Source organism: Pseudomonas sp. H26/SER47-MNA-CIBAN-0231 (assembly GCF_040310465.1).
Classification (GTDB): domain Bacteria; phylum Pseudomonadota; class Gammaproteobacteria; order Pseudomonadales; family Pseudomonadaceae; genus Aquipseudomonas; species Aquipseudomonas atacamensis.
The window spans coordinates 1-23,692 of the sequence record NZ_JBEOPW010000029.1 but is presented as its reverse complement, the minus strand read 5'-3'; the positions used below and the strand labels follow the sequence as shown (position 1 = coordinate 23,692).

At 61.7% G+C, this 23,692-nt stretch carries 16 protein-coding genes; 6 read left to right on the top strand and 10 right to left on the bottom strand.

Annotation, left to right across the window (positions count from 1 at the left end; translation table 11 throughout):
- Nucleotides 1-62 precede the first annotated feature (62 nt).
- From fdhE to fdnG, 4 genes are read right to left on the bottom strand one after another with little or no spacing between them, the layout of a single operon-like run.
- The gene (gene fdhE / locus AAEZ10_RS26325) at nt 63-989 is read right to left on the bottom strand and encodes a formate dehydrogenase accessory protein FdhE (protein WP_350571646.1); all 927 of its coding nucleotides are present in this window, start codon (nt 987-989) and stop codon (nt 63-65) included.
- Between the two features lie 3 nt (nt 990-992).
- Nucleotides 993-1,658, bottom strand: a complete 666-nt coding sequence (locus AAEZ10_RS26320; RefSeq protein WP_350571644.1) for a formate dehydrogenase subunit gamma — start codon at nt 1,656-1,658, stop codon at nt 993-995.
- Nucleotides 1,655-2,590, bottom strand: a complete 936-nt coding sequence (fdxH, locus tag AAEZ10_RS26315; protein ID WP_350571642.1) for a formate dehydrogenase subunit beta — start codon at nt 2,588-2,590, stop codon at nt 1,655-1,657. Before fdxH ends, AAEZ10_RS26320 begins: the two co-directional genes overlap by 4 nt.
- Complete coding sequence (gene fdnG, locus AAEZ10_RS26310) at nt 2,591-5,656, bottom strand: formate dehydrogenase-N subunit alpha (protein WP_350571640.1); 3,066 nt, start codon at nt 5,654-5,656, stop codon at nt 2,591-2,593.
- A gap of 360 nt (nt 5,657-6,016) precedes the next feature.
- On the opposite strand from fdnG, the gene AAEZ10_RS26305 reads away from it, so the two are divergent.
- From AAEZ10_RS26305 to AAEZ10_RS26285, 5 genes are all read left to right on the top strand, one after another.
- Nucleotides 6,017-7,171 (top strand): MalY/PatB family protein, encoded by a 1,155-nt coding sequence (locus AAEZ10_RS26305; RefSeq protein WP_350571638.1) that lies wholly within the window; start codon nt 6,017-6,019, stop codon nt 7,169-7,171.
- A gap of 229 nt (nt 7,172-7,400) precedes the next feature.
- On the top strand, nt 7,401-8,258 hold the full coding sequence (locus AAEZ10_RS26300) for a glucose 1-dehydrogenase (RefSeq protein ID WP_016774822.1): 858 nt from the start codon (nt 7,401-7,403) through the stop codon (nt 8,256-8,258).
- A gap of 87 nt (nt 8,259-8,345) precedes the next feature.
- Nucleotides 8,346-8,957: a Yip1 family protein gene (locus tag AAEZ10_RS26295; RefSeq protein ID WP_016774823.1), complete on the top strand. Its 612-nt coding sequence runs from the start codon at nt 8,346-8,348 to the stop codon at nt 8,955-8,957.
- Nucleotides 8,958-8,999: 42 nt separating this feature from the next.
- A complete protein-coding gene (locus AAEZ10_RS26290) occupies nt 9,000-10,343 on the top strand; it encodes a cation:proton antiporter (RefSeq protein ID WP_350571635.1) in 1,344 nt (447 codons plus the stop codon).
- Nucleotides 10,344-10,370: 27 nt separating this feature from the next.
- Nucleotides 10,371-10,820, top strand: coding sequence for a hypothetical protein (locus tag AAEZ10_RS26285; RefSeq protein ID WP_273526698.1), 450 nt, complete (start codon nt 10,371-10,373; stop codon nt 10,818-10,820).
- Nucleotides 10,821-11,046: 226 nt separating this feature from the next.
- On the opposite strand, the gene AAEZ10_RS26280 is transcribed toward AAEZ10_RS26285, so the two are convergent.
- The 4 genes from AAEZ10_RS26280 to AAEZ10_RS26265 all read right to left on the bottom strand — a co-directional run bounded on the left by AAEZ10_RS26280 (nt 11,047) and on the right by AAEZ10_RS26265 (nt 17,550).
- On the bottom strand, nt 11,047-11,580 hold the full coding sequence (locus tag AAEZ10_RS26280) for a hypothetical protein (RefSeq protein ID WP_016774826.1): 534 nt from the start codon (nt 11,578-11,580) through the stop codon (nt 11,047-11,049).
- A gap of 78 nt (nt 11,581-11,658) precedes the next feature.
- Nucleotides 11,659-13,578 (bottom strand): hybrid sensor histidine kinase/response regulator, encoded by a 1,920-nt coding sequence (locus AAEZ10_RS26275; protein ID WP_350571633.1) that lies wholly within the window; start codon nt 13,576-13,578, stop codon nt 11,659-11,661.
- Nucleotides 13,571-15,901, bottom strand: a complete 2,331-nt coding sequence (locus tag AAEZ10_RS26270) for a helicase C-terminal domain-containing protein (RefSeq protein ID WP_350571631.1) — start codon at nt 15,899-15,901, stop codon at nt 13,571-13,573. Before AAEZ10_RS26270 ends, AAEZ10_RS26275 begins: the two co-directional genes overlap by 8 nt.
- The gene (locus tag AAEZ10_RS26265) at nt 15,898-17,550 is read right to left on the bottom strand and encodes a VRR-NUC domain-containing protein (RefSeq protein WP_350571629.1); all 1,653 of its coding nucleotides are present in this window, start codon (nt 17,548-17,550) and stop codon (nt 15,898-15,900) included. Before AAEZ10_RS26265 ends, AAEZ10_RS26270 begins: the two co-directional genes overlap by 4 nt.
- 195 nt (nt 17,551-17,745) lie before the next feature.
- On the opposite strand from AAEZ10_RS26265, the gene AAEZ10_RS26260 reads away from it, so the two are divergent.
- Nucleotides 17,746-17,970, top strand: a complete 225-nt coding sequence (locus tag AAEZ10_RS26260) for a YgdI/YgdR family lipoprotein (protein WP_016774830.1) — start codon at nt 17,746-17,748, stop codon at nt 17,968-17,970.
- Nucleotides 17,971-18,199: 229 nt separating this feature from the next.
- Here the strand turns inward: AAEZ10_RS26260 and AAEZ10_RS26255 are convergent, their stop codons facing one another.
- Nucleotides 18,200-20,053: a polyurethane esterase gene (locus AAEZ10_RS26255; RefSeq protein ID WP_350571654.1), complete on the bottom strand. Its 1,854-nt coding sequence runs from the start codon at nt 20,051-20,053 to the stop codon at nt 18,200-18,202.
- A gap of 321 nt (nt 20,054-20,374) precedes the next feature.
- A complete protein-coding gene (locus AAEZ10_RS26250) occupies nt 20,375-23,452 on the bottom strand; it encodes an autotransporter domain-containing protein (RefSeq protein ID WP_350571627.1) in 3,078 nt (1,025 codons plus the stop codon).
- Nucleotides 23,453-23,692 lie beyond the last annotated feature (240 nt).

Genomic DNA, 23,692 nt, shown 5'->3' with positions numbered 1-23,692 from the left:
GAACATTGTTGGTCACCACAAAACCTGTGGGAGCACACCTCCCTCCCACAATTTTGCTCTGGTCAGTCGTCCCCCGGCGCCAGCAGCAGATTGGGGGCCAGACGCTGATAGCCGTCCTGGGCTAGGCGCATGTCCAGCAGCAAACTGCCGAGATCTGCCGACAACGCTTCGGCTTCGGCGTCGTTCTCCAGGTAGAGCAATTTCAGGTAGCTGTTGCAGCTCGGGCAGACTTCGGCGCGCAGCGGGGCCTGTTCGGCGCTGTGCCGATCATCTTCCTGGCTCAGGTACTCGAGGCCTTTGCTTTGCTCGCAATACACGCACTTGACCCGCACCACATGCCATTCGCAGGCGCACAGCGAGCAGACCAGATAACGCAAACCGTTGTGCTTGCCGCGATGGCGAATGACCCCGGCCATGGCCGGCGAACCACAGGCCGGGCATTGGCTGAGGCTGTCACCGGGTTTGAGTTGCAGCTGCGGCACGCTCAGCAGCCAGTGGCTCCAGGCGGTTTGCAGCGCCGCGCCGAGAAACGGCACCAGCGCCGCTGGGACTAGCGAGTATTGCCCACTGACCAGCGCCACCGCCCACGCGCGCAACTGGCCGGGACTGGCGGCGCGCAGCGTGTCCAGCGCGTCGATCACCGCAGGCTGGTCCGCTGGCACATAGCGCTGCAGCAAGGCATTCAGCCACGGCTGCCAGGCATCCTCGCGCACCAGGGTGTCTGCGGCGAACGGCGGCAGACCGTGCTGCTGACAGGCTTCGAAACGCTGCGCATCAAACGGCGCGGTCAGCGGCGGATCGTCGAAGACCTGCTGCTGCGCCCGGCACAACCCGGCCATCAGCCGCAGATAATCCGCCAACCCATTGCCCTCGGCCAGACGCTCAAGCCGCTCTGCACGCAGGGCAAACAGGTCACGCGGCGGCAGATACAGAAACGGCGGCGAACTGGCCGCCGCCTCGATTTCCCCAGGTTCAAGAATGCTTGGCAAAAGTCAGCCCTTTTTCGTCAGCGGTCGCTCGGGCACGTCCCGAGGCTGTTCGTCACGGGTCACCTCGCGATACCACAGTTCATGGTGTTTTCTCGCCCACGGCCGGCTGACCCAGCCATGCAACATGGCGTCGACCGAACCCTTGATCCACAAACCAGCGTAGATGTGCACGATGATGCTCAGCACCAGCACGAACCCGGCCAGCGCATGCAACAGCATGGCCCAGCGGATCGTGGTGATGCCGAAATACGCGCTGAACCACGCGCGCCAGATCACCAGCCCGGTGAACAGCAACGCGAGCACGCACAGCAGTAAAGTCCAGAACAGCAACTTCTGCCCGGCGTTGTATTTACCCACCGGCGGCACGCTTTCTTCGTCGTTGACCATCACCCGATTGATCCGCCGCAGCCACTGACGGTCATTGGCGATGAAGAAATTGGTGCGCCAGAAGCTGAACACCAGGCCGAGAAACAGCACGAACATGGCGATGCCCATGTACGGGTGCAGAATCCGCGTCCAGGTGCCGCCGCCGAACAGGTTGCTCAGCCAGAACAGCGACGGATGAAACAAGGCCAGCCCGGACAACCCGGCCATGAAAAACAGGATCGCTACCAGCCAGTGATTGGTGCGCTGGTTGGCGCTGTAACGCAGGATCGTCTTGTTGCTCATGACCGCTCCTCCTCGCGTGGATCGAAGGTGTGCACCGCCGGATCGACCACGTGCACCGAGGTGTCGGGTGGCGTCGGATGCTCATCCTCCTCGACACGATTCGGGCCGATGCGCACGTAGTGGAAGAACCCGGCCAGCACCGCCGCGCCCATCGCCAGCAGGCCGAGGGGTTTGCTGATGCCTTTCCACAAACCCACCAGCGGACTGATCGCCGGATGGTCCGGCAAACCTGCATAGATTTTCGGCGTATCGGCGTGATGCAGCACGTACATCACGTGGGTGCCGCCGACGCCTGCCGGGTCGTACAAACCAGCGTTTTCAAAGCCACGGCTTTTCAGGTCGACGATGCGTTCAGCGGCGTGCTCTTTCATGTCCTCCTTGGTGCCGAAGACGATGGCGCCGGTCGGACAGGTTTTCACGCAGGCCGGCTCCAGCCCCACCGCCACCCGGTCGGAACACAGCGTGCATTTGTAGGCCTTGTGATCCTTCTGCGAAATGCGCGGGATGTTGAACGGGCAACCGGTGATGCAATAGCCGCAGCCGATGCAGTGGTCCTGATCGAAATCGACGATGCCGTTGGCGTGCTGAATGATCGCCCCGGGGCTTGGGCACGCGGCCAGACAACCGGGCTCGGCGCAGTGCATGCAGCCGTCCTTGCGGATCAGCCACTCAAGGTTGCCGGCGTCGGTTTCGTGCTCGGTGAAGCGCATCAGCGTCCACGAATCCGCCGTCAGATCCTGCGGATTGTCGTAGGTGCCGTGGTTGTGGCCGACCTCGTCGCGCAGCTCGTTCCATTCCGAGCAGGCGACCTGGCAGGCCTTGCAACCGATGCATTTGGTGGTGTCGATCAGCTTGGCAACGCCCTGCTGAGTCCTCACCGACGGCGGCACAGTGGTGGTGGCCGAGCGGGCAATGATGTCTTGGCTGGCCATTTACAGTTTCTCCACGTTGACCAGGAATGACTTGGATTCCGGGGTCTGAGTGTTGCCATCGCCGAGGAACGGCACCAAGGTGTTGGTCAGGTAACCGTGACGCGTCAGGCCGGTAAAACCCCAGTGCAGCGGGATGCCGATCTGATGCACGACCTGGTCGTTGACCTGCAGCGGCCGGATCCTTTTCGTCACTACCGCCACCGCCTCGATAAAGCCGCGCTTGCAGCTGACCCGCACGCGATCACCGGCAGCGATGCCCTTCTCGTTCGCCAGCACCTCGCCGATTTCGACGAATTGCTCGGGCTGAGCGATCGCGTTCAACTTGCAGTGCTTGCTCCAGAAGTGGAAATGCTCGGTAAGCCGGTAGCTAGTGCCGGCGTACGGGAAGTCCTTGGCTTCCCCGAGGGTTTCCCAGACCGAATCGAAGATCCGCGCCGCCGGGTTGCTGGTGGCCTTCTTGTTCTGCGGGTGCAGCGGGTTGATGCCGATCGGCGTTTCGAACGGCTCGTAGTGCTCAGGGAATGGGCCTTCGTTCATCTTGTCGACGGCGAAGAACCGCGCGACGCCTTCGGGGTTCATGATGAACGGATTCATCCCGGCTTCCGGCGGCACATCGGCCTTGTAGTCAGGGACGTCGGTGCCGGTCCAGGCCTTGCCGTTCCACCACACCAGCCGCTTTTTCGGATCCCACGGTTTGCCCGCCGGGTCCGCCGAAGCGCGGTTGTAGAGAATCCGCCGATTGGCCGGCCAGGCCCACGCCCAGCCCTGATGCTGGTGCATGCCAAATGGATCGGCGTTATCGCGCCGCGCCATCTGATTGCCAGCCTCGGTCCAACTGCCGGCGAAAATCCAGCAACCAGACGCGGTGCTGCCGTCATCCTTGAGCAAACCGAAGCCGGCCAGTTGTGTACCGGCCTTGACCGTAACGCCGCTGGCATCGGTGAAATCGCTGACCGCGCTGCCGTTGATCTCCCGCGCCAGTTCTTCCGGCGAAGGCTCGTCGGGGATCTTGTACGGCCACGACAGTTTCAGCAGCGGATCAGGAAACTTGCCGCCCTCGCTCTGATAACGCTGGCGCAGGCGCAGGAACAGTTCGCTCATGATGCGAATGTCGGTCTGCGCTTCACCGGGGCCATCGGCGCCTTTCCAGTGCCATTGCAGCCAGCGGCTGCTGTTGACCAGCGAGCCGTCCTCTTCGGCAAAACAGGTGGTCGGCAGGCGAATGACTTCGGTCTGTATTTCGGCGGTTTTCACGTCGTTGTACGGCCCGACGTTCTGCCAGAACTCCGAGGTTTCCGTGGCCAGCGGGTCCATTACCACCAACCACTTGAGCTTGGCCAACGCGCCCATCACGCGGTTTTTGTCCGGCAACGCGGCGATCGGATTGAAGCCTTGGCAGAAGTAGCCGTTGACCTTGCCCTGGCTCATCAGGTCGAACATTTTCAGCACGTCGTAGTTGGGGATGTCGAGCTTCGGCAAATGGTCGAACAGCCAGTTGTTCTCGGCGGTGGCATTGGCGCCGTACCAGGATTTCATCAGGCTGACGTGGAATTTGCTGTAGTTCTGCCAGTACGACAGCTGCCCCGGTCTGAGCGGAACCTGCGTGCGTTTGAAGATGAACTGACCGTAATCCTGTTCGCTGTCGCTGGGCAGCGTGAGGTAGCCGGGCAAGGCGTTGGACAGCAGACCGAGGTCGGTCAGGCCCTGGATGTTCGAGTGCCCGCGCAGCGCATTGACACCGCCGCCAGGCATGCCGACATTGCCCAACAGCAATTGCACCATCGCCGCGCTGCGGATGATCTGCGCGCCGATCGAGTGCTGCGTCCAGCCGAGGGCATAGAGAATCGTCATGGTCTTGCCCGGCGTCGAGCAGGTGGCGATCTCTTCCCAGATTTTCTGCATGGCGTCGACCGGCATGCCGCAGATCTGGCTGGCCAGGTCGATGTTGTAGCGGCTGTAATGCTGCTTCATCAGTTGATAAACGCAGCGCGGGTCTTGCAGGGTCGGGTCGACGCGGACGAAACCGTCCTCGGCGAATTCGTAACCCCAGCCGGACTTGTCGGTGTAGCTGCGTTTTTCCGCGTCATAGCCGCTGAACAGGCCGTCTTCGAAGCCATAACCGGCTTTGACGATGAACGACACGTCGGTGTAATTGCGCACGTATTCGTGCTGGATCTTGTCCTCGGTCAGCAGGTAATTGATCAACCCGCCCATGAAGGCGATGTCGGTACCGGTGCGGATCGGCGCGTAATAGTCGGCCACCGAAGCGGTCCGGGTAAAACGCGGATCGACCACGATCAGCCGCGCGGCGTTGTGCGCCTTGGCCTCGGTCACCCATTTGAAGCCGCACGGATGCGCTTCTGCTGCGTTGCCACCCATTACCAGGATCAGATTCGCGTTGGCGATATCGGTCCAGGTGTTGGTCATGGCACCACGGCCGTACGTCGGGGCAAGACTTGCCACCGTCGGGCCGTGTCAGACACGCGCCTGGTTATCGAACCCCAGCAGACCGAGGCTGCGAATCACCTTCTGGGTGATGTAGCCGGCTTCGTTGGATGCCGCCGACGCCGCAAGGAAACCGGTGGTCAGCCAGCGATTCACCGTTTGCCCGTTGGCATTTTTCTCGATGAAGTTGGCGTCGCGGTCGGCCTTCATCAGGTCGGCGATGCGATCGAGGGCTTCGTCCCAGCCGATGCGCGTCCATTCATTGCTGCCGGGCTTGCGCACTTGCGGGTACTGCAAGCGGCCGGGGCTGTGAATGAAGTCGAGCAGGCCCGCGCCTTTCGGGCACAGGGTGCCGCGATTGACCGGGTGGTCGGCGTCGCCTTCGATGTGAATGATGTTTTGCGCCACGTTCTTGCCGGCATCGCCCTGGCTGTACATGATCAAACCGCAACCGACCGAGCAATACGGGCAGGTGTTGCGGGTTTCACGGGTGTGGGCGAGCTTGAAGTGACGCACCTGCTCGGCAAAGGCCGCCGTCGGGGCCATGCCCAACGCGCCCAGGCTTGAGCCTGCAAGGCCGATACCGGCGACCTTGAAGAACTGACGACGGCTGAGATCCATCGTGCACTCCTGATCAGGTGGAACCCGGTACTTGCGCCGGGCTTTATCTGGACAATCACGGTTGCGACGCCTTGGCGCCGACTTTTTCACTGTAGACAAAGACCTTGCCGATTGTGTGAAAACCGACCGTCGGGTGTTTCATCTGCAATCTCGAGGTTTTGATCGTTCCCACGCTCTGCGTGGGAATGCCTCAAGGGACGCTCCGCGTTCCACTGGGACGCAGAGCGTCCCGGGCTGCATTCCCACGCGGAGCGTGGGAACGATCAGTCAGATCGCTATTGCGAGCAGGCTCACTCCTACAGGGAACGAGTTGCGCATAGAATGTCCGGCAGAACCAACTCCGCCTTGACGAGACCGCGCATGACTTTCGATTTTGATCAGCTGTTCGACCGCCACCACACTGGCAGCACCAAGTGGAGCCGCTACCCGGCCGATGTGTTGCCGATGTGGGTCGCTGACATGGATTTTGCCGCGCCGCCGGTCATCGTCGAAGCCTTGCAACAGCGCCTGCTGCACCCGCTGCTCGGTTACAGCGTGGCCCAGGACAACCTGCGTGAAGCCATCGTCGCCGACCTGTGGAACAAGTACGCATGGCAGGTCAAACCGCAGGAGCTGATTTTCCTGCCGGGCGTGGAATCGGGCTTCAACATGGCGCTCAAGGCTTTGGTCCAGGCGCAGCAGAATGTCGTCGTGCAAGTGCCGAACTACCCGCCGCTGCGCCATGCACCAGGGCATTGGGGCCTGAACAAGGTCGAGCTGGAATTCAACGCCCAGGCCGATGGCACTTACGCCACGCCGGTGGACGCACTGCGCGAGTCGCTGAAAGGCGGCGGCGCCCTGCTGTTGAGCAACCCGCACAACCCGATCGGCAAGGTCTTCGCCCGCGAAGAATTGCAGGCAGTAGCGGATATCTGTGCAGCGCAGGACGCGTGGATCATCTCCGACGAGATTCACGCCGAACTGTGCTTCGACGGCCGCGTGCACATTCCCACCGCATCGCTGAGCCCCGAGATTTCCAAACGCACGATCACCCTGATGTCGGCGAGCAAGGCCTACAACATCGCCGGTCTGAAGACCTCGTTCATGATCATCCAGGACGCCGCCCTGCGTGAGCGCGTCAACCACGCTCGCTGCGGCATGGTCGACAGCGTCAACCCGCTGGGCATGGAAGCCACCCGCGTCGCCTACAGCGAAGCCGGGCCTTGGCTCGCGGAATTGAAAATCTACCTGCAGGCCAACCGCGACTGGCTGGTGAACGCCGTACGCACGCGGCTGCCGGGCGTGACCATCAATGTGCCGCAGGGCACGTATCTGGCGTGGCTCGATTGCACCGCGCTGGACCTGCCGGATCCGCAGCGGTTCTTCCTCGAACAGGGCAAGGTCGGGCTGAGTGCCGGGCTGGATTTTGGTGACCGGCATCAGCAGTTTGTGCGCTTGAACTTCGGTTGCCCGAGGGCGTTGCTGGAAGAAGGGGTTGCGCGGATGGAGCGGGCTTTGGCTAACCGCAATCTCTGATCCTGCCCCGAGATTCCCCTGTGTAAATGATCCCCTGTGGGAGCGAGCCTGCTCGCGAAAGCGGTCTGTCAGTCGACATATTTACCGTCTGACAGACTCTTTCGCGAGCAGGCTCGCTCCCACATTGGTTTTGCATAGCCAACCAAAATCCAGCGCAAATCCGATCGAACTCAAGGCAAAGCCACCGGGTCAACCCGGAACACTGGCCTTGAAATCAGGAGACCCTGCGATGACTGACTATCCAAAACCACCCTTCCCGAAACAAGCCCAACCGGTGCCCGGCTCGCAACGCAAGATGGAGCCGTATCCAGACTGCGGCGAGCAGAGTTACGTCGGTTCCGGCCGCCTCGCCGGCAAGATCGCGCTGATCACCGGCGCCGACAGCGGCATTGGTCGCGCGGTGGCGATTGCCTTCGCCCGTGAAGGCGCCGACGTCGCCGTGGCTTACCTGAATGAACACGAAGACGCCAAGGAAACCGCACGCTGGGTCGAGCAGGCCGGGCGTCAGTGCATCCTGCTGCCGGGCGATATCGCCGAGAAGGCGCAATGTCAGGCGCTGGTCGACAAGACCGTCGAGCGCTTTGGCCGCATCGACATTCTGGTCAACAACGCCGCGTTCCAGATGACCCACGAAAACTTCGAGGAAATCCCCGATGACGAATGGGTGATGACCTTCGACGTGAATATCACCGCCATGTTCAGGATCTGCCAGGCGGCGATCAAGCACATGCGCCCCGGTTCGTCGATCATCAACACCAGCTCGGTCAACTCGGACATGCCCAAGCCGACCCTGCTGGCCTACGCCACCACCAAAGGCGCAATCGCCAACTTCACCGGTGGCCTGGCGCAGATGCTCGGGCCGAAGGAAATCCGCGTCAACAGCGTCGCCCCAGGTCCGATCTGGACGCCGCTGATCGTCTCGACCATGCCCGATGAAGAAGTACAGAACTTCGGCGGCAGCACCCCGCTCGGCCGTCCCGGCCAACCGGTGGAAGTCGCGCCGATTTACGTGCTGCTGGCCTCCGACGAAGCCAGCTATATCACCGGCCAGCGCTACGGCGTGACCGGCGGCAAACCGATGCTGTAACCGTGCAGCAGAAAAACTGAACCCGAGCGGCATGGCATCTCTCCATACCTGTAAGCGCCTACGGGCCAACAGGAACAGGAGGTTGTCATGTCCGCCCCCCTCGTCAGACTCTTCACCCAACCCAACTTCGCCTGGACCGATATCCGCCGCGAAGAAGAAACCCATCCCCGCCACTATCTCGCGCATCTGCTGCTGCTCGCGCTGATTCCGGCCGTGTGCCTGTTCATCGGCACCACCCAGGTCGGCTGGAGCCTCGCCGTGGGTGAAAACGTGCGACTGAGCACGGCCAGCGCCCTGCAACTGAGCGTGTTGCTGTACGTGACGATCGTCGCGGGTGTGGCGATTATCGGCGGGTTTATCAGATGGATGTCGCGATCATTCGATGCGCGGCCAACGCTCAATCAATGCATCGGTTTTGCCGCCTACACGGTGACGCCGTTTTTCCTCGCCGGCATTGCCGGGCTGTACCCGAGTCGCTGGCTGGCGATTCTGGTTCTCGGCGCGGCGTCGATCTATTCGACGTTTCTGCTGTTCGTCGGCCTGCCGACCTTCATGCATGAGCGTAAGGAGCAAGGCCTGCTGTATTCGGCGTGCGTGTGGGGCGTTGGCCTGCTGGTGCTGGTGACGATGCTGGTGTCGATGATTCTGCTGTGGTTCAACGTGCTCATCCCCGAGTACCTGCGCACGACCGTGAGCTGACCCGGTGCGCCTGTCCTTGAAAATTCGCTGCAGTGAACGGTCATGAGTTTCGGCGTATGGGTCGCGGTGCTCGGCGCCGTGCTGCTGACGCTGGCCCTGACGTCGTCATGGTTGCGCTGGATGCCGGTCACCACCTCGGCGGTGTGCCTGCTGCTGGGCATCGCCATCGGCCCCAGCGGCCTCGACCTGCTGCAATTGCCGCTGGAAGAATCGTCGCTGTGGATGGAGCACCTGACTGAGGTCGCGGTGCTCTTTTCTTTGTTCGTCTGCGGTTTGAAATTGCGCCTGCCGCTGGGCAACAAGACCTGGCGCATCGCTTTTGGTCTGGCCGGGCCGGTGATGATTCTGAGCATCATCGGCGTGTGTCTGCTGTTGCACTGGGGCCTGCAATTGCCGTGGGGGCCTTCCTTGCTGATCGGTGCGATTCTGGCACCGACCGACCCGGTGCTCGCCGCACTGGTGCAGGTCAATGATGCCCAGGACGTCGACAGCGTGCGTTTCGGCCTCTCCGGAGAGGCCGGGCTCAATGATGGCGTGGCTTTCCCTTTCGTGATTCTTGGTTTGCTGTTGCTGCACGGTGACGGTAGCGCCAGCGAGTGGCAGCACTGGGTGGTTCGCAGTCTCTTGTGGGCGGTGCCGGCGGGTTTGCTCACCGGTTACTGGATGGGCCGCGGCATCGGCCGCATCGCCCTGCTGCTGCGCATTCACAACGAGGACAGCACCCTCGGCCCCAACGATTACCTGACCCTCGCGCTGATTGCGCTGTCCTACGTGGTGGCCGACGCCATTGGCGGCTACGGCTTTCTCGCGGTTTTCGCTGCCGGCCTCGGCCTGCGTCAGGAGGAAGTCAAATCCACGGGCATCACCCAGGCACCTGCCGAGCATCTGGTGCAGCCGGTGGTCGGTCATCAGAACGTCGAGCCACAGAACGCCGTGCATGGCGACACAGAGAAGCTGGAAGACAGCCAAGTCGCGGCCGGGATCATGATGGGTGACATGCTGGCGTTCGGCAGTCTGGTCGAGCGGGCGATGGAAGTGTTTCTGGTGACCCTGCTTGGTGTTGTGCTGATTGCCCACTGGGACTGGCGGGCGTTGTGGATCGGCGCCGTGCTGTTTTGCCTGATCCGCCCGCTGAGCGTGGCACTGATGCCATGGGGCAATTTGCTCAACGGACCGCAGCGTTTGTTGATCGGCTGGTTTGGCATACGCGGCATCGGCAGCCTGTTCTATCTGTTCTTCGCCTTGAACCATGGCCTGGATTCAGACGTGGCCAAGGTCTGTACCGACATCACTTTGTCAGTAGTGGCCCTGAGCATTCTGCTGCATGGCGTCAGCACACAACCGATGCTGGCGCGCTATGAAAACCTGAAGCAACGAAAAAGCTGATTCTTCGACCGCTGCGCTTGGCTGGAAATGATCGAAGATTTTTCTGCAAAAAAATGGATCGCCGGGCGCGACCCAACGGTCACAACTTTAACCGCGCCAATCATCAGCGCGGCCCGGCAGGTTCGGTTCCCCTGCGGTGAACAGCCTATTAAACGGAACCCCGACACAAACAAGGTCACGGTCATGAACGAATGCTCGACTCCTGCGCAAATCAAGGCTTGCAGAGCACTGGCTCTGGAACGCAATCGTCAACTGTTCGAAGAAGCCCACGAACTGAACCGAGCGGCCAACGCGCTGCTGGAACAGACGCCGACCGACTTCGAACGCTTTGAGCAATACCGGGCACTGCGCAAGAAAGCCGATGCGAAATTTGAAGATGCGATTGATCATCTGTGTGTGCTGAATGAGGATTTCCCGCCGATTCCGACGGCGGCGCAGAATGCTGTAACTGCGCGGCGTGAGCTGGAACCTGCGTGAAAAAAGTCAAAAGCCCCTCACGCTAGCCCTCTCCCCGAGGGAGAGGGGACTGACCGAGGTGTTTTTCGTTATTCATCGACCTGAAAAATCGAGTCGAATACAAGTTTTGAAAAGCATGAAGATCTGCTCCCTTTCCCCCTCGCCCCCTTGGGGGAGAGGGCTGGGGTGAGGGGGTGAAAATCTCATTAACACCACAACATCCAGCACCTGTCCCGACCAATCCACCTCAAGGATTGGTCACCTGAATAAACACCGCATACACCCCCAACATCACCCAGAACGTCGCAAAGATCCAAGGCGTGCGCACCGAGAACAGCAGCGACTTGCGATAGCCCTTGTGGCTCGATTCCATTTCGCTGAACAGGGGCGACTCGTCATACGCCGCGCCCATTACCGGCTCGCTGTGCAGCAACTGGCTTTGTTTGAAGTGCCAGTGATCGATGATGTCGTAAGCCGCGCGAATCCCCGGCCAGGCATTCAGTGAGCTGAGCACCCCGAGCAGCGCGAGAAACGGCGGCACGACGAGGGTGAACATCTTGCCCCACTCCGGATTGAGGTTGGCCATGCACGAGGCAAAAGCGATCACCAGAAACGACTGCGCCGCGAGGTAGGCGTCGGTACGGTTGGCGAGGATGCTGGTTTCGTACTGGATTTCCCGGCGATAGAAATCCAGGCGCTCCTTGGGTGAGCCAAACATCTTGGCGTCGTGTTCGGCCAAGGCTTCTTCAACAGCGCTTGGCTGGGTCAATATGCGAGACAAGAGACGTGCCCTCCAAAAGTGAACAAGACTTTTGGAAAGGCACGCGTCAGCACTAGTTCAGCCGGATCGACCAGCGCGTCATTTCATGGATTGGGCGATGATCTGCACCAGACTCGCTTGGGTGAACGGTTTCGGCAGACGCGGCAGTTGAGCGGCAAAACCCTCGAGGCGTTCGGCATATCCAGTGGCGAGAATGATCGGCAGATCCGGCTTGAGCATGCGCAAGGCATGGGCCAGTTGCGCGCCGCTCATTTTTGGCATGGCCATGTCGGTGATCACCAGATCAATGACTTCGCCCTGATCGAACAGTGCCAGCGCCTGGGCGCCGGTGGTCGCGCCGATGACGCGATGGCCGAGGTCTTCCAGCAACAGACTGGTGCTGGTCAGCACCAGCGAATCGTCATCGACCACCAGCACGCTGAGTCGCGGTACTGCGATCGGCGCTGCGTTGCTGTACGCCGGGCGACTGGCCGTACGCTCAAGCGCCACCGGAATCCACAGCTCGGCCGCCGTACCGTGGCCCTTCTCGCTTTTCAGAATAAAGCGCCCGCCCAACTGCTCGATGAAGCCGTGCACCATCGACAAGCCCAGCCCGGTGCCTTTGCCCAGGCCTTTGGTGGTGAAGAACGGATCACGGGCGCAGGCCAGCGTGGCTTCGTCCATGCCTTCGCCGCTGTCGATCAGGCTCAGGCACACGTAACGCCCCACCGCGAGGGCCGAATGAGTTTGTTCCAGCACCACTTCGGCTTGCGCCTGAATGACCACCGTGCCGCCGTCGGGCATGGCATCGCGGGCATTGGTGGCGAGATTGAGGATCGCCAGTTCCAGCTGATTGCTATCGGCCAGCACTGGCTGCAGGTCGTCGGGAAAGCGTGTTTCGATACGAATGCCCGGTCCGAGCGAACTGCGCAGCAGCCCGGTGATGCCTTGCACCAATTGCGGGATATCCACCGATTCGGTCTTGAGCTCTTGACGCCGGGCGAAGGCCAGCATGCGCTGGGTCAGCGAAACACCGCGCAAGGCACCCTGGGTGGCGTTTTCCAGCAGACGAGCGATTTTCGGCGCGTCGCCGATGCGTTTCTGCACGATCTCGAGGTTGCCGAGAATCACCGTCAGCAGGTTGTTGAAGTCATGGGCGATGCCGCCGCTGAGTTGGCCGATCGCCTGCATCTTCTGCGCCTGGAACAATGCCTCGCGGGTCTTTTCCAGGGCCTGCTGCGCTTCGTGGGCCTCGGTGACATCGCGGGTGATCTTGGCGAAGCCGAGCAGCGTGCCGGTGTCGCCGCGAATCGCATCGACCACTACGTGGGCAAGAAAGCGCGTGCCGTCCTTGCGCATCCGCCAGCTGCGGTTCTCGAAGCGGCCTTCGCGGGTGGCAATCTCCAGCGAGCGCTGCGGCTCGCCGAGTTCGCGGTCTTCGGGGGTGTAGAAAATCGAAAAATGCTGGCCGATGATCTCTTCCGGCAAATAGCCCTTGATGCGCTGCGCGCCCTGGTTCCAGTTGCTGACGCAGCCTTCGGGGCTGAGCATGTAGATCGCGTAGTCGGTGACGCCCTGCACCAGCAGGCGGAACTGCTGTTCGCTTTGCTTGAGGGTTTCTTCGGCCATTTTGCGGTCGGTGAGGTCACGGGTGATCTTGGCGAAACCGAGCAATTCGCCGTTGGGGTCGATGATCGGATCGATCACCACGTGCGACCAGAAGTGCGTGCCGTCCTTGCGCACGCGCCAGCCCTCGCCTTCGAAGCGACCTTCACGGATCGCTGTGTCCAGCGCCCGTTGCGGCATGCCGTTGGCGCGGTCTTCAGGGGTATAGAAGCGCGAGAAGTGCTCGCCGATGATTTCCGCTTCTTCATAACCTTTGAAGCGTTTGGCGCCGGAGTTCCAACTGGTGATGGTACCGTCGGGGTCGATCATGTAGATCGCATAGTCGACAACCGCGTCGATCAGCAGCCGGAAACGGCTGTCTTCGATCGCTGCGGTTCTGTTGTTCTCACTCATCACACTCACCAGCCACTGTCATGGGCTGAAGTATGCGTGAATCCGTCGATTTGAAAAGCGCCGGTTCGCTTTTGATCGCCCACCAGCGCGGCAGCAGTTGCTGGATGCGGCTTTCGGCAAAGCGGTCGTCGATGAGCATGACCGTGCCGCGATCCTCACGGGTGCGAATCACCCGCCCGGCGGCTTGTACGACTTTTTGCATGCCCGGGTACAGATAGGTGTAGTCGTAGCCGGCGCCAAAAATGGCGGCCATGCGCCGCTTCATCTGCTCGTTGACCGGGTTGAGCTGCGCCAGCCCCAGCGTGGCGATGAACGCGCCGATCAGCCGCGCGCCGGGCAAATCGATGCCCTCGCCAAACGCGCCGCCCAACACCGCAAACCCCACACCCTGGCTGTCGGCGCTGAACTGGTCGAGAAACGCCTGCCGCGCGCCCTCGGCCATGCCCCGCGATTGCAGCCACTGAGTGATGCGCGGATGGCGCTCGGCCAATAAGGTCGCGACCTGTTGCAGGTAATCGAAACTGCTGAAGAACGCCAGATAGTTGCCCGGGCGCTCGCTGAACTGGCGGGCGATCAGTTCGACGATAGGCTCCAGCGAGGCCTGGCGATGGTTAAAACGCGTGGAGATCTGGCTGACGATGTGCACCTGCAACTGCTCGGCGCTGAACGGCGATTCGACGTCGATGCACACCGTATCGGCGGGCGTGCCGAGCAGGTCGGCGTAGTAGTTGCGCGGGCTCAGCGTGGCCGAGAACAGCACGCTGCTGCGCGCCGCGCTCAGGCGCGGGCCGATGAACGCCGCCGGCACCACGTTGCGCAGGCACAGTTGCGACAGTGGACGCTTGCGGTCGAGGTCGCGTTTGCTGATATCGAACAGGTAATGCTCGTCGTACAGCTCGGCGACCCGGGCAAATTGCAGCAAGTCGAAATAGAAGTTCTGCAGACCGCTGTCGAGGCCTTGCGGATGTTCGTTGAGGTAATCGCCAATAGCCGCGCAACACAGCGAGATGGCTTGCAGGAGCTTGTCCGGCGCCTTGTCATAGGCCTGATACGCCGCCAGTTGCGGCGCATGCAGCGCGTTCCATTCACGGTTGACCCGCTGCAGGGAATTCTTCAGCGCTGCGGGCGCGGTTTTGCGCACGCTGGCGAGGGTGAACTGGTCGAGACTGGCGCTGTACATCTGCCGGCCGCGCTCGACCAGGTTGTGCGCCTCGTCGGCGAGCACCGCGACTTTCCACTGATTGAGCTGGGCCAGACCGAACAGCAGCGCGCTGAAGTCGAAGTAATAGTTGTAGTCGGCAACCACCACATCCGCCCAGCGGGCCATTTCCTGACTGAGATAGTACGGGCACACGCTGTGCTGCGCGGCGACTTCACGCATCGCCGCCTGATCCAGCAGATTGATATGGCTGGCAGATTCGCGGGCAGCCGGCAGGCGATCATAAAAACCTTGGGCCAACGGACAGGATTCACCGTGGCAGGCCTTGTCCGGGTGTTCGCAGGCCTTATCGCGAGCAACCATTTCCATCACCCGTAGCGGCAAGTCCGGCGTTTGCCTGAACAACACGTGGCTGGCATCCAGCGCCAGCTTGCGTCCGGGAGTCTTGGCGGTGAGAAAGAACACCTTGTCCAGTTGCTGCGGCGCCAAGGCCTTGAGCATCGGAAACAGCGTGCCAAGGGTTTTGCCGATGCCGGTCGGCGCCTGGGCCATGAGGCAGCGGCCGGTGCTGACGGCTTTGAACACTGATTCGGCCAGATGCCGTTGGCCGGGGCGAAAATCCGCGTGCGGGAACGCCAGTTGCTGCGCGGCCAGATTGCGCGCTTCGCGATGGGCCATTTCCTGCTCGGCCCATTGCAGGAACAAAGCGCACTGCTGCGCGAAAAACCCCTGAAGCGACTCGGCACTGTGGGATTCAACCAGGCAGGTTTCCTTTTCGCTGACGACGTCGAAATACACCAGCGCCAGATTGATCTGCTGCAATTGCAGTTTCTGGCACATCAACCAGCCGTAGATTTTCGCCTGCGCCCAGTGCAACTGGCGGTGATTGGCCGGTTGCTTGCTCAGGTCGCCGCGATAGGTTTTGACTTCTTCCAGGCAGTTTTGCGCCGGATCGTAGCCATCCGCCCTGCCCTTGACCTTCAACTCGCCGAACTCACCTTGCAGCGCCACTTCGCTCTGGTACTGCTCGCTGCGCCGCGAGGCCACGGTGCGATGGCCGACGATGCCTTCCAGCGCGGTCGGTGACGGGGTGAAGCGCAGGTCGAGGTCGCCGGTCTTGGCGGTGAACTCGCACAGTGCACGCACGGCAACGCTATAACTCAAGCGCTCTGCTCCGCCCATTGCACATAACACACGGCCACCGGCATCTGGTGCTCGTGGCAGAACTCCAGCCAGCGCAGCTGATTGTCCTGCAAGCGGTCGCCGGGGCCTTTGACTTCGATCATCCGGTAGGTCTTGTGCTGCGGCCAGAACTGGATCAGGTCCGGCATGCCGGCACGGTTGGCCTTGATGTCGAGCAGCAATCGGTTGAACCAGTGTTTCAGGTGTTCGGCGGGCAGACAGGCCAGCGCCTGCTCCAGCAAGTCTTCATTGAGCGCGCCCCAGAACACGAAAGGCGACTGTATGCCCCACTTGTCGACGAAGCGCTGGCGGATGGTCTCGGCGTAGCGGCCGTCGTCGAGTTCGCCCAGGCAGGCCTGGAACAGCTCGGCGCGGCGCTCGAGGAAGTCTTCGCTGAGCAGATCCACCGGGCCGCGCTGGAACGGGTGAAAGAACGCACCCGGCAACGGCGCGAAGATCGCCGGCCAGCACAACAGGCCGAACAGTGAATTGATCAGGCTGTTCTCGACGTAATGCACCGGGCCGTCATCGGCGTGCAAGTGCGCTTGCACATGAAATTCCACCGACCGCGCCGGATCGATGCGCGGCAAGTGCAAATCGAGGCGCTCGACCTCTCTGGCCTTGGCACGCTTGAGCGGCGGGCCACCGAGTTTGCGCCGCAGGCGCGGGACGATGCGCTGCAAGCCCTGTTGCTCAGCCGCGCTTTGCGGGGCCTGTTCGGCCAGCGTGCCGAGTTCCAGCGCCAATGCATATTCGCCGCAGCGTTCGAGCACACGGATCATCCGCAGTCGTGCGCCCGGGTAGGCGCAGTCGCGGTAAACACTCAGGGCCAGGGGAAAGTCGCCGATGCGCTCGGCGTACTGGCCGATCTGGAACAACGCCTTGGCTTGTCGGCGGCGCAGCCACGGGTTGTCGAATTGCACGGCGTTGATCTGTTCGACGATCTCGTCCAGCGCTTCACCGGCTTCGAAGCGCAACTGGCATTGATGCAGGAACAGGCAGGCGTCGACGTCTTCGCGGCTGCGCAGGCCTCGGGAGTCGGCGCAGAACTCGACTTTTTCATAAGTGAAGATGCCCAGGTCGGCCAGCACGAACTCCGACCAGTCCTGATACAGATTGCCGAAGAACATCAGGCGCAGGCGATCGCACAGGTCCATCAGGGTCAGGCTGAACAGCCGCTCAGCCAGTTGCGGCGCCCAGACACGCAGGGTCTGCGCCTCGCTGAACTGTTCGGCCAGCACCGGCAGCCACTCGTCCTTGCGCCCTTTCGGCTGTTCTATAAAGGTGCCGAACGCTTGCAGCAGCTCGGCCTTGAGCAGGACATCGAACAGTTCTGCCAGTGTCAAATCCGCGTGTTCATCGAGCCAGCCGTAATCGAGCAACGGTCGCGCCGCCTCGGCGATGTCGCCGATTTCCAGATAATTGAGTTTGCTCGCGCGAAAGTGAATGCCCTTGCGCATGACCATGCGTACCAGCAATCCCTGCGAGGCTTGCGGCAGCGTATTGAAGTCGCGGATGAAGCCGTGCTCGCTAGTGCTCATCACATCGGCATAGCGAAGCCCAAGCCAATCAAGCACTTGCCGGAAGTTGTTGAGGTAATAGAACGGATCGTCGAGAGGGTTGGAGGTCACGGGAATTCAAAGCCACGGCAAGCGAACACTGGTTATGCGTACAGATACCAGCTCAGCCCTGCCCGGCGCAAACGGAAAAAGATCAATGGCATTTTTTCGTGCCGCTATCGAACTTTTCCGCCGCTGCTGGCACCAACCGCGTTACAGGGCCGACAATGCCCGCAATCACATTCAAGCAAGGAGTCAGAGGTGGGTATGAAAATCAAGATGCTGGGCATTCCTGTAGCGGTCGCCGCCCTGTTGGCGCTGGGCGGCTGTTCGACCCAGACCGTGGTGACGCTGCAGAACGGCACCCAGTACCTGACCGAGGACATGCCGAAGACCGAGACCGAGGACGGTTTCTATGAGTTCGAGGATATTTCCGGCGCCAAGGTCAAGGTTCGCGCCGATGAAGTAGCAACCGTGCGCAAGGAAGACTGACTTGGCCTGAATGATCGTTCCCATGCGCAGCAAAGGAATGCCTCCACGGACGCTCCGCGTTCGGCTCTCGAGTGGGACGCAGAGCGTCCCGGGCTGCATTCCCACGCGGAGCGTGGGAACGATCACATCGCAGCCTTCGGCAGCTCCTGGTAAAGATGTGTGAACGACGCAGATCCCGTGTGGGAGCGAGCTTGCTCGCGAAGGGGCCGGCACAGGCCCTGCATCAACCTCAGGCGATGACAACCCCGTCGGCGCTCAAGCTCCCCAGCGCCACCCCCACCAACGTCACCGAATCCCCGCCAAACGTCAGCACGGTATCCTGCCCGACCGCCGACGCATGGGCTCGCAAATCATCCCCCGGCAACACGCCCTGCACGCCAAGAAACACCAGTTTGTCATCGGCCGTGTAGCCAACCACACGATCCTGGCCAAACGCGCCGTTGAACAGAAACGTATCCACCCCGCCGCCCGATTCCAGCAGGTCATTGCCAGCACCACCGACAAACACGTCATTGCCCGCACCGCCGAGCAAATGATCATTGCCCTCCAGCCCGAACAGCCAGTCACCGCCGGCATGCGCCTTGAGCATGTCAGCAGCGGCCGTGCCTTTTACGTTCGATTCATAAGCGGTGAGGTTACTGCCGACTTTCAACCCCGTGGCCGTGACGCTGTGCAGCACGTCGTCCTTGAACATGCCCCAGAGAAAACCCGGCTCTTTGCTGACGATGCTGCCAATGTCACGGGTGATGCTGATCCCGCCGTTGGCATCGCGGATGTACAGGTTGCCGGCACCGTCGTTGGCGAAATCGAAGTTCTTCACCGTCTGCTGCAAGTCGAGGGTGTTGCTGCCCTGCCCGCCCAGAATGACGTTGTAGCCGCCGCTGTCACGGAAGCTGTCATTGCCGGCACGGCCTTCCAGATAGTCATTGCCGCTGCCGCCCTGGATCAGGTCGTTGCCGTCACTGCCGATGATGAAGGTGTTGCCCTTGTGGGTTTCGGCGTTGCGGTTGAGGTCCTGCACCCACGTGCTGGCCCGCGCCGGGTCGGACAGGTTGGCGACGATGATCGTCGAGTCGCGGCTGGTCAGGTCGTAGAACTTCGATTCCAGCACGCGGGTCATGCCGTCGCCGTAGCCAGTGGGCAGGTGCGAAATCCACGTCGGAATGTTCAGGATCGAATACGGCAGCACGTTCCAGGCGTTCGAGGCGTAGTGATCGTTGAAGCTGAGGATGTTGTCGGTGGTCGAGGCATGCGGCGCATCGTGCACACCCACCGAGGCACTGCTGAAGGTCGAACCGTCGAGGGCGCGAAACACCGGGTCGTTTTCGTAACCGATATTCAGCACCTTGTCGCCGCTGCTTTGCGTCGGCGAGGCGTAGGCGATGTAGTTGGAATCAGCGAAAAACCCGTCCCACTTGCCAGCGCTCAAGTCAGCCATGCTGTTCACCGCCAGACCGCCCAGGCTGTGGCCGCTGACCAGTACGTCCTTGCCGCTGAGGCCATTGGCCCGAGCGAATGCGACGACATCGTTGAGCAGATTGCCGAAAGCTTCGCCGACGTAGTTTTTTGCGTAATCGGCCGGGCCGAACGCCGCGAGCAGATCGTTGATCACATCGCCAATCGAATCACCAATGAGGATTTCGCGCGGACCGCTGGTGCCGCGAAAGGCGATACCCAGTTCGGTGAGATGCCCCTGGGCGTCGTATTTACCGAGGATTTCCACCTGCGCGCTGGTGTAGCCGGCCTTCTCGCCGAAGAACGTCCCGCGTGCGTCGGTCTTGCCGTCGTAGCCCAATTGCGCGGCGCTGATCGGTGTCCAGCCGGCCTTCTGTACGGCCTCGAGGGCGAGCTTTTCCGAATCGGGATTCCACGGGATACCGGGGATCACCCCTTGCGAACCGGTGCCGCCGATCAGCGCAGTGACCAGCGTCGCCGGCAGACCGAGGCCGAAGCCGTTGTGCTGGTAACCGGCGGCGAAGCCGTTATCGAGGTTGTGATAGGAATACAGCGTGATTGCCATGGCATCGCTGAACAGCGCCGCGGAATCGGCTGTGCCGAAGTTCTTGTAGTCGTATACACCCATTGCCATTGCCTCTCTTGTTGTTGGAATTGTCAGAGATAGCTCACAGCCAGAGCGCGAGGCTCCGGAGCATTCATTACATCGTGCACAGCCTCTGCAGGAACTGCCGAAGGCTGCGATCTTGTGGGACGCAGAGCGTCCCCGGCTGCATTCCCACGCAGAGCGTGGGAACGATCATGTGTACGCCGTACCTGTGGGAGCGAGCAGGCTCGCTCCCACATTTGGCTCTTCTGCACATTTGGATTTTTGTAATCGAACAATCCCATGTGCAGCGCTCCCTTTTCTTGAAAGACCGGCAGCCCATCAAGCGCTGCCGGTTACGCCTCAGAACTGCCAGTCGAGCGTCAGACCGACTCCGTGATCTTTCTCGTTCGAGCCGATCAGACCGTTGTAGTCGAGGTTGACCCGCACGTCGCGATTGAGCGCCAACCCGGCACGCACGCCGACCACGGCAGCGTCACGATCCATCGACACGCTTTGCACGGTGAACGCGCTGTTGCCATTGGCGAAGGCCAGATGGCTGTCGGCATCGACGCTGCTCAGGTTGTGCTGCCAGCCGAGGCTGGCGCCCAGTTCCAGCTGATGCTTGTCCGACACGGCAAAACTGCGCTTGGCGCGCACGCCGAGGGTCGACAGCACCACGTCGCGATTGTCTTCACCACCCTTGAGCGCGGCAGCGTCACCCTTTTCGGTGAAGCTGTCGGTGTTGAGGTGCACGTAGGACAGATTGGCGAACGGCTCCAGGTTCATCGGTTGCAGGCCCAGATCGTATGCGGCCTCGGTGAACACTTGCGCGGTGGTCGCGTCACGTTTGGTTTTCTGTTTACCGCTGACGTCGCCGAACTGCAGATCACGTTTGACGTCGATGCGATGCCAGCTGTACGCGCCGCCGACCGTCAGGCGCAACGCGTCGATTTCATGGCCCAGATACGCACCCAAGTGGTAGCTGTCGACCGACGCCGACGAATGCGTGCCGCTGCCCATGCTCAACGAACTGTCGCTGTAACCGGTGACGAAACCGAGACGGGTATCTTCAGCAATCAGACCGTCGACACCGGCCAGCAGCCCACCGATGGAGCTGTTGGAATCGGCATTGTCGTGTCCGCCGTCACTCTCGCCCCACGAGCCGAGGACCTTGACCCAGACGTTGCTGCGATCATCAGTCGGCGCATCGGCGTTGAACAGATCACGCTCACGCAGGCGCTCGCCGACGGCTTCGCGCAGGTAGCGGCTGTCGTTGATCAGCAGCGTGCCGATGGCCGGGTGAATCTCGCCGGACAACTGTTGAAAGGCCTGCTGCGCCGACGCCGCGTTGGGCGACAGCAACAGGGTTTCGAACAGCGCATTGCCCGCACCCAGACGTTCGGCAGCCGCACCAACGGCGCGCTGGTTCGGCGTCAGACCGACGCTGGCGAATGATGCCTCATTGCGCCCCACCGCCAGTTGAATGCCGCCCGCCGAGTAATCCAGAGTGCCGCCGAGGAAGGCGTAATTCGGCAAGACCTGACCGAAGCGCCCTTCAATGCCACCCGCCGCTTGCAGGATGTTGTAGCGGGTGCCGAGCAGGCTTTGCACTTCGCCGGTGCTGAGCAAGGTCGGGCTGTTTTCCAGCGACAGGTTCACCGTGGCACCGTCGATGATGGCTTTGCCGCCCGCGACGATCTGGTCGCTGCTGGTTGGCGACAGCTCTACGGCGTAGGTCGAACCCGGCGCGAAAGTCACGTCACCTGCCACATTCAGGGTGCCGATGGAATTGCCCGGTGCCACCGTACCGCCGCTGTTCACTGCCAGCGCGCCGATGCGGCCATTGCCGCCGAGGATGCCGCCATTGTTGACAGTGACCGCCGATTGCAGCGAACCGTTGATGGCCAGTCGACCCTGATTGACCAGGGTCGGGCCGCTGTAAGTGTTATTGCCGGTCAGCACCAGGGTGCCGATGCCTTGCTTGGTCAGACCGCCGTGGCCGCCAATGTCGTTGCGCCAGGTATCGAGGCCGCACGTGATGTCGCTGCACACGCGCTCGGTCGGTTTGCCCTGATCGATGATCGCGCCGATGCCCGGCAGATCGGCGACAAACTGGCCAGAGCCGTAAGCACCCTGCACGCGGAATTCCTCGGGAATGTCCTGCTCGGTGACGAACATCGCCGGGCCGTCGATGGCCTTGCGCAGGTTGATCATGCCCCAGCCGTACAAGGCGTCGATGCCCGGTGCGCCGAGGTCGGTCGCAGTGGTGCGCAACACGCTGGCGACCTGATCGCCGGACATATACGGGAAGCGCTCCATCAGCACCGCGATGGAACCGGCCACGTGCGGCGCGGCCATCGAGGTGCCGTTGTAGTTTTTGTAGCCGGTGGTCAAGTTGTCGGCGTTGGTGCCTTCGATGATCGAGCTGTAGATCTTGGTGCCCGGCGCCGAGACGCAGTAACTGGCGGTGTAGCCGCAACGCGAGGAGAACGTGCTGATCACGTACGGATTGGCGCTGGCGGTGTCCGGGTTCTGCTGCAATGCGGCGACGGTGATCCAGTTCGGCGCGATGTCCGGAACGAAGTAGCCGAGGCCGGCAATGGCATCCGGGTTGTTCAGGTTGTAGTCGTTGCCAGCGGCAAAAATGGTGACGATGCCGCTGCGTGCGGCGGCAATCGCGCCGTCGTAGGCGCCGCCAGGCTTGGTGCCGAGCAAGGTGCGGATTTCGTTGAACTGCAACTGCGCGTCGTTGACGGTGAAGTGCGGATACGCCGGATCGCGGCCGCCGAGGTCGAAGCGGTCGGTGATGCCGATGCCCCAGCTGTTATTGATGATCCGCGCTCCGCTGGCGATCAGCGCATCCCAACCGGCCTTGTACACCGCGCCGTCGTTGCCACGCACGATGCCGTCTTCAGGCCCCGGGTCGCCGTTGTCGGCGCTGATGATCTGCGCCCCGAACGCGACGCCGTGCATCACCCCGCCGTCGCGACTGCCCGCCGCGATACCGCCGACGTGGGTGCCATGGGCGCCGAGCTTGCCGTCGGAGCCGACCGAGGGCGAACCGTCATAGCGGAACGCGTCGCCGGCTTTCACCGGGATGTACGGGTCGGTGTATTCGCGGATACCGCTGGTGACCAGGGTGACGACTTTGTTACTGCCAGAGAACTCCGGATGCGCGGCGTAGACCGGCTGATCGAAGATGCCCAGTTTCACGCCTTTGCCGGTGTAGCCGGCGGCGTAGGCGTAATCCGCGCCGATCGCGCCCAGGCCCCAGTCGGCCTTGAATTCATTGCTGCGCCAGCTCGACGGATCGCCGCTGCGGCCGTTCTCAACGTAAGGCGCTGCCTGTGCCATCGCACTGGCACAGAGCATGGCGACTGTCAGGGTTTTCAGGGCAAAGCGGCCACCCGATTGCGCGGGGGTATTGTTGTTATCCATCCACGACCTTCCTTAGTGATGTTGCGAAAAATCCGGTTGTTTCAATTGATCGTTCCCACGCTCCGCGTGGGAATGCCTCTAGGGACGCTCCGCGTTCCAATGGGACGCAGAGCGTCCCGGGCTGCATTCCTTTGCTGCGCGTGGGAACGATCAGGTTTTGCGACTGCTGCGCAGTCGAGCGGGGATAAATCCCCTCGCCACAGTGGCTCAAACACATGCAATCAGAACTGCCAGTTCAGG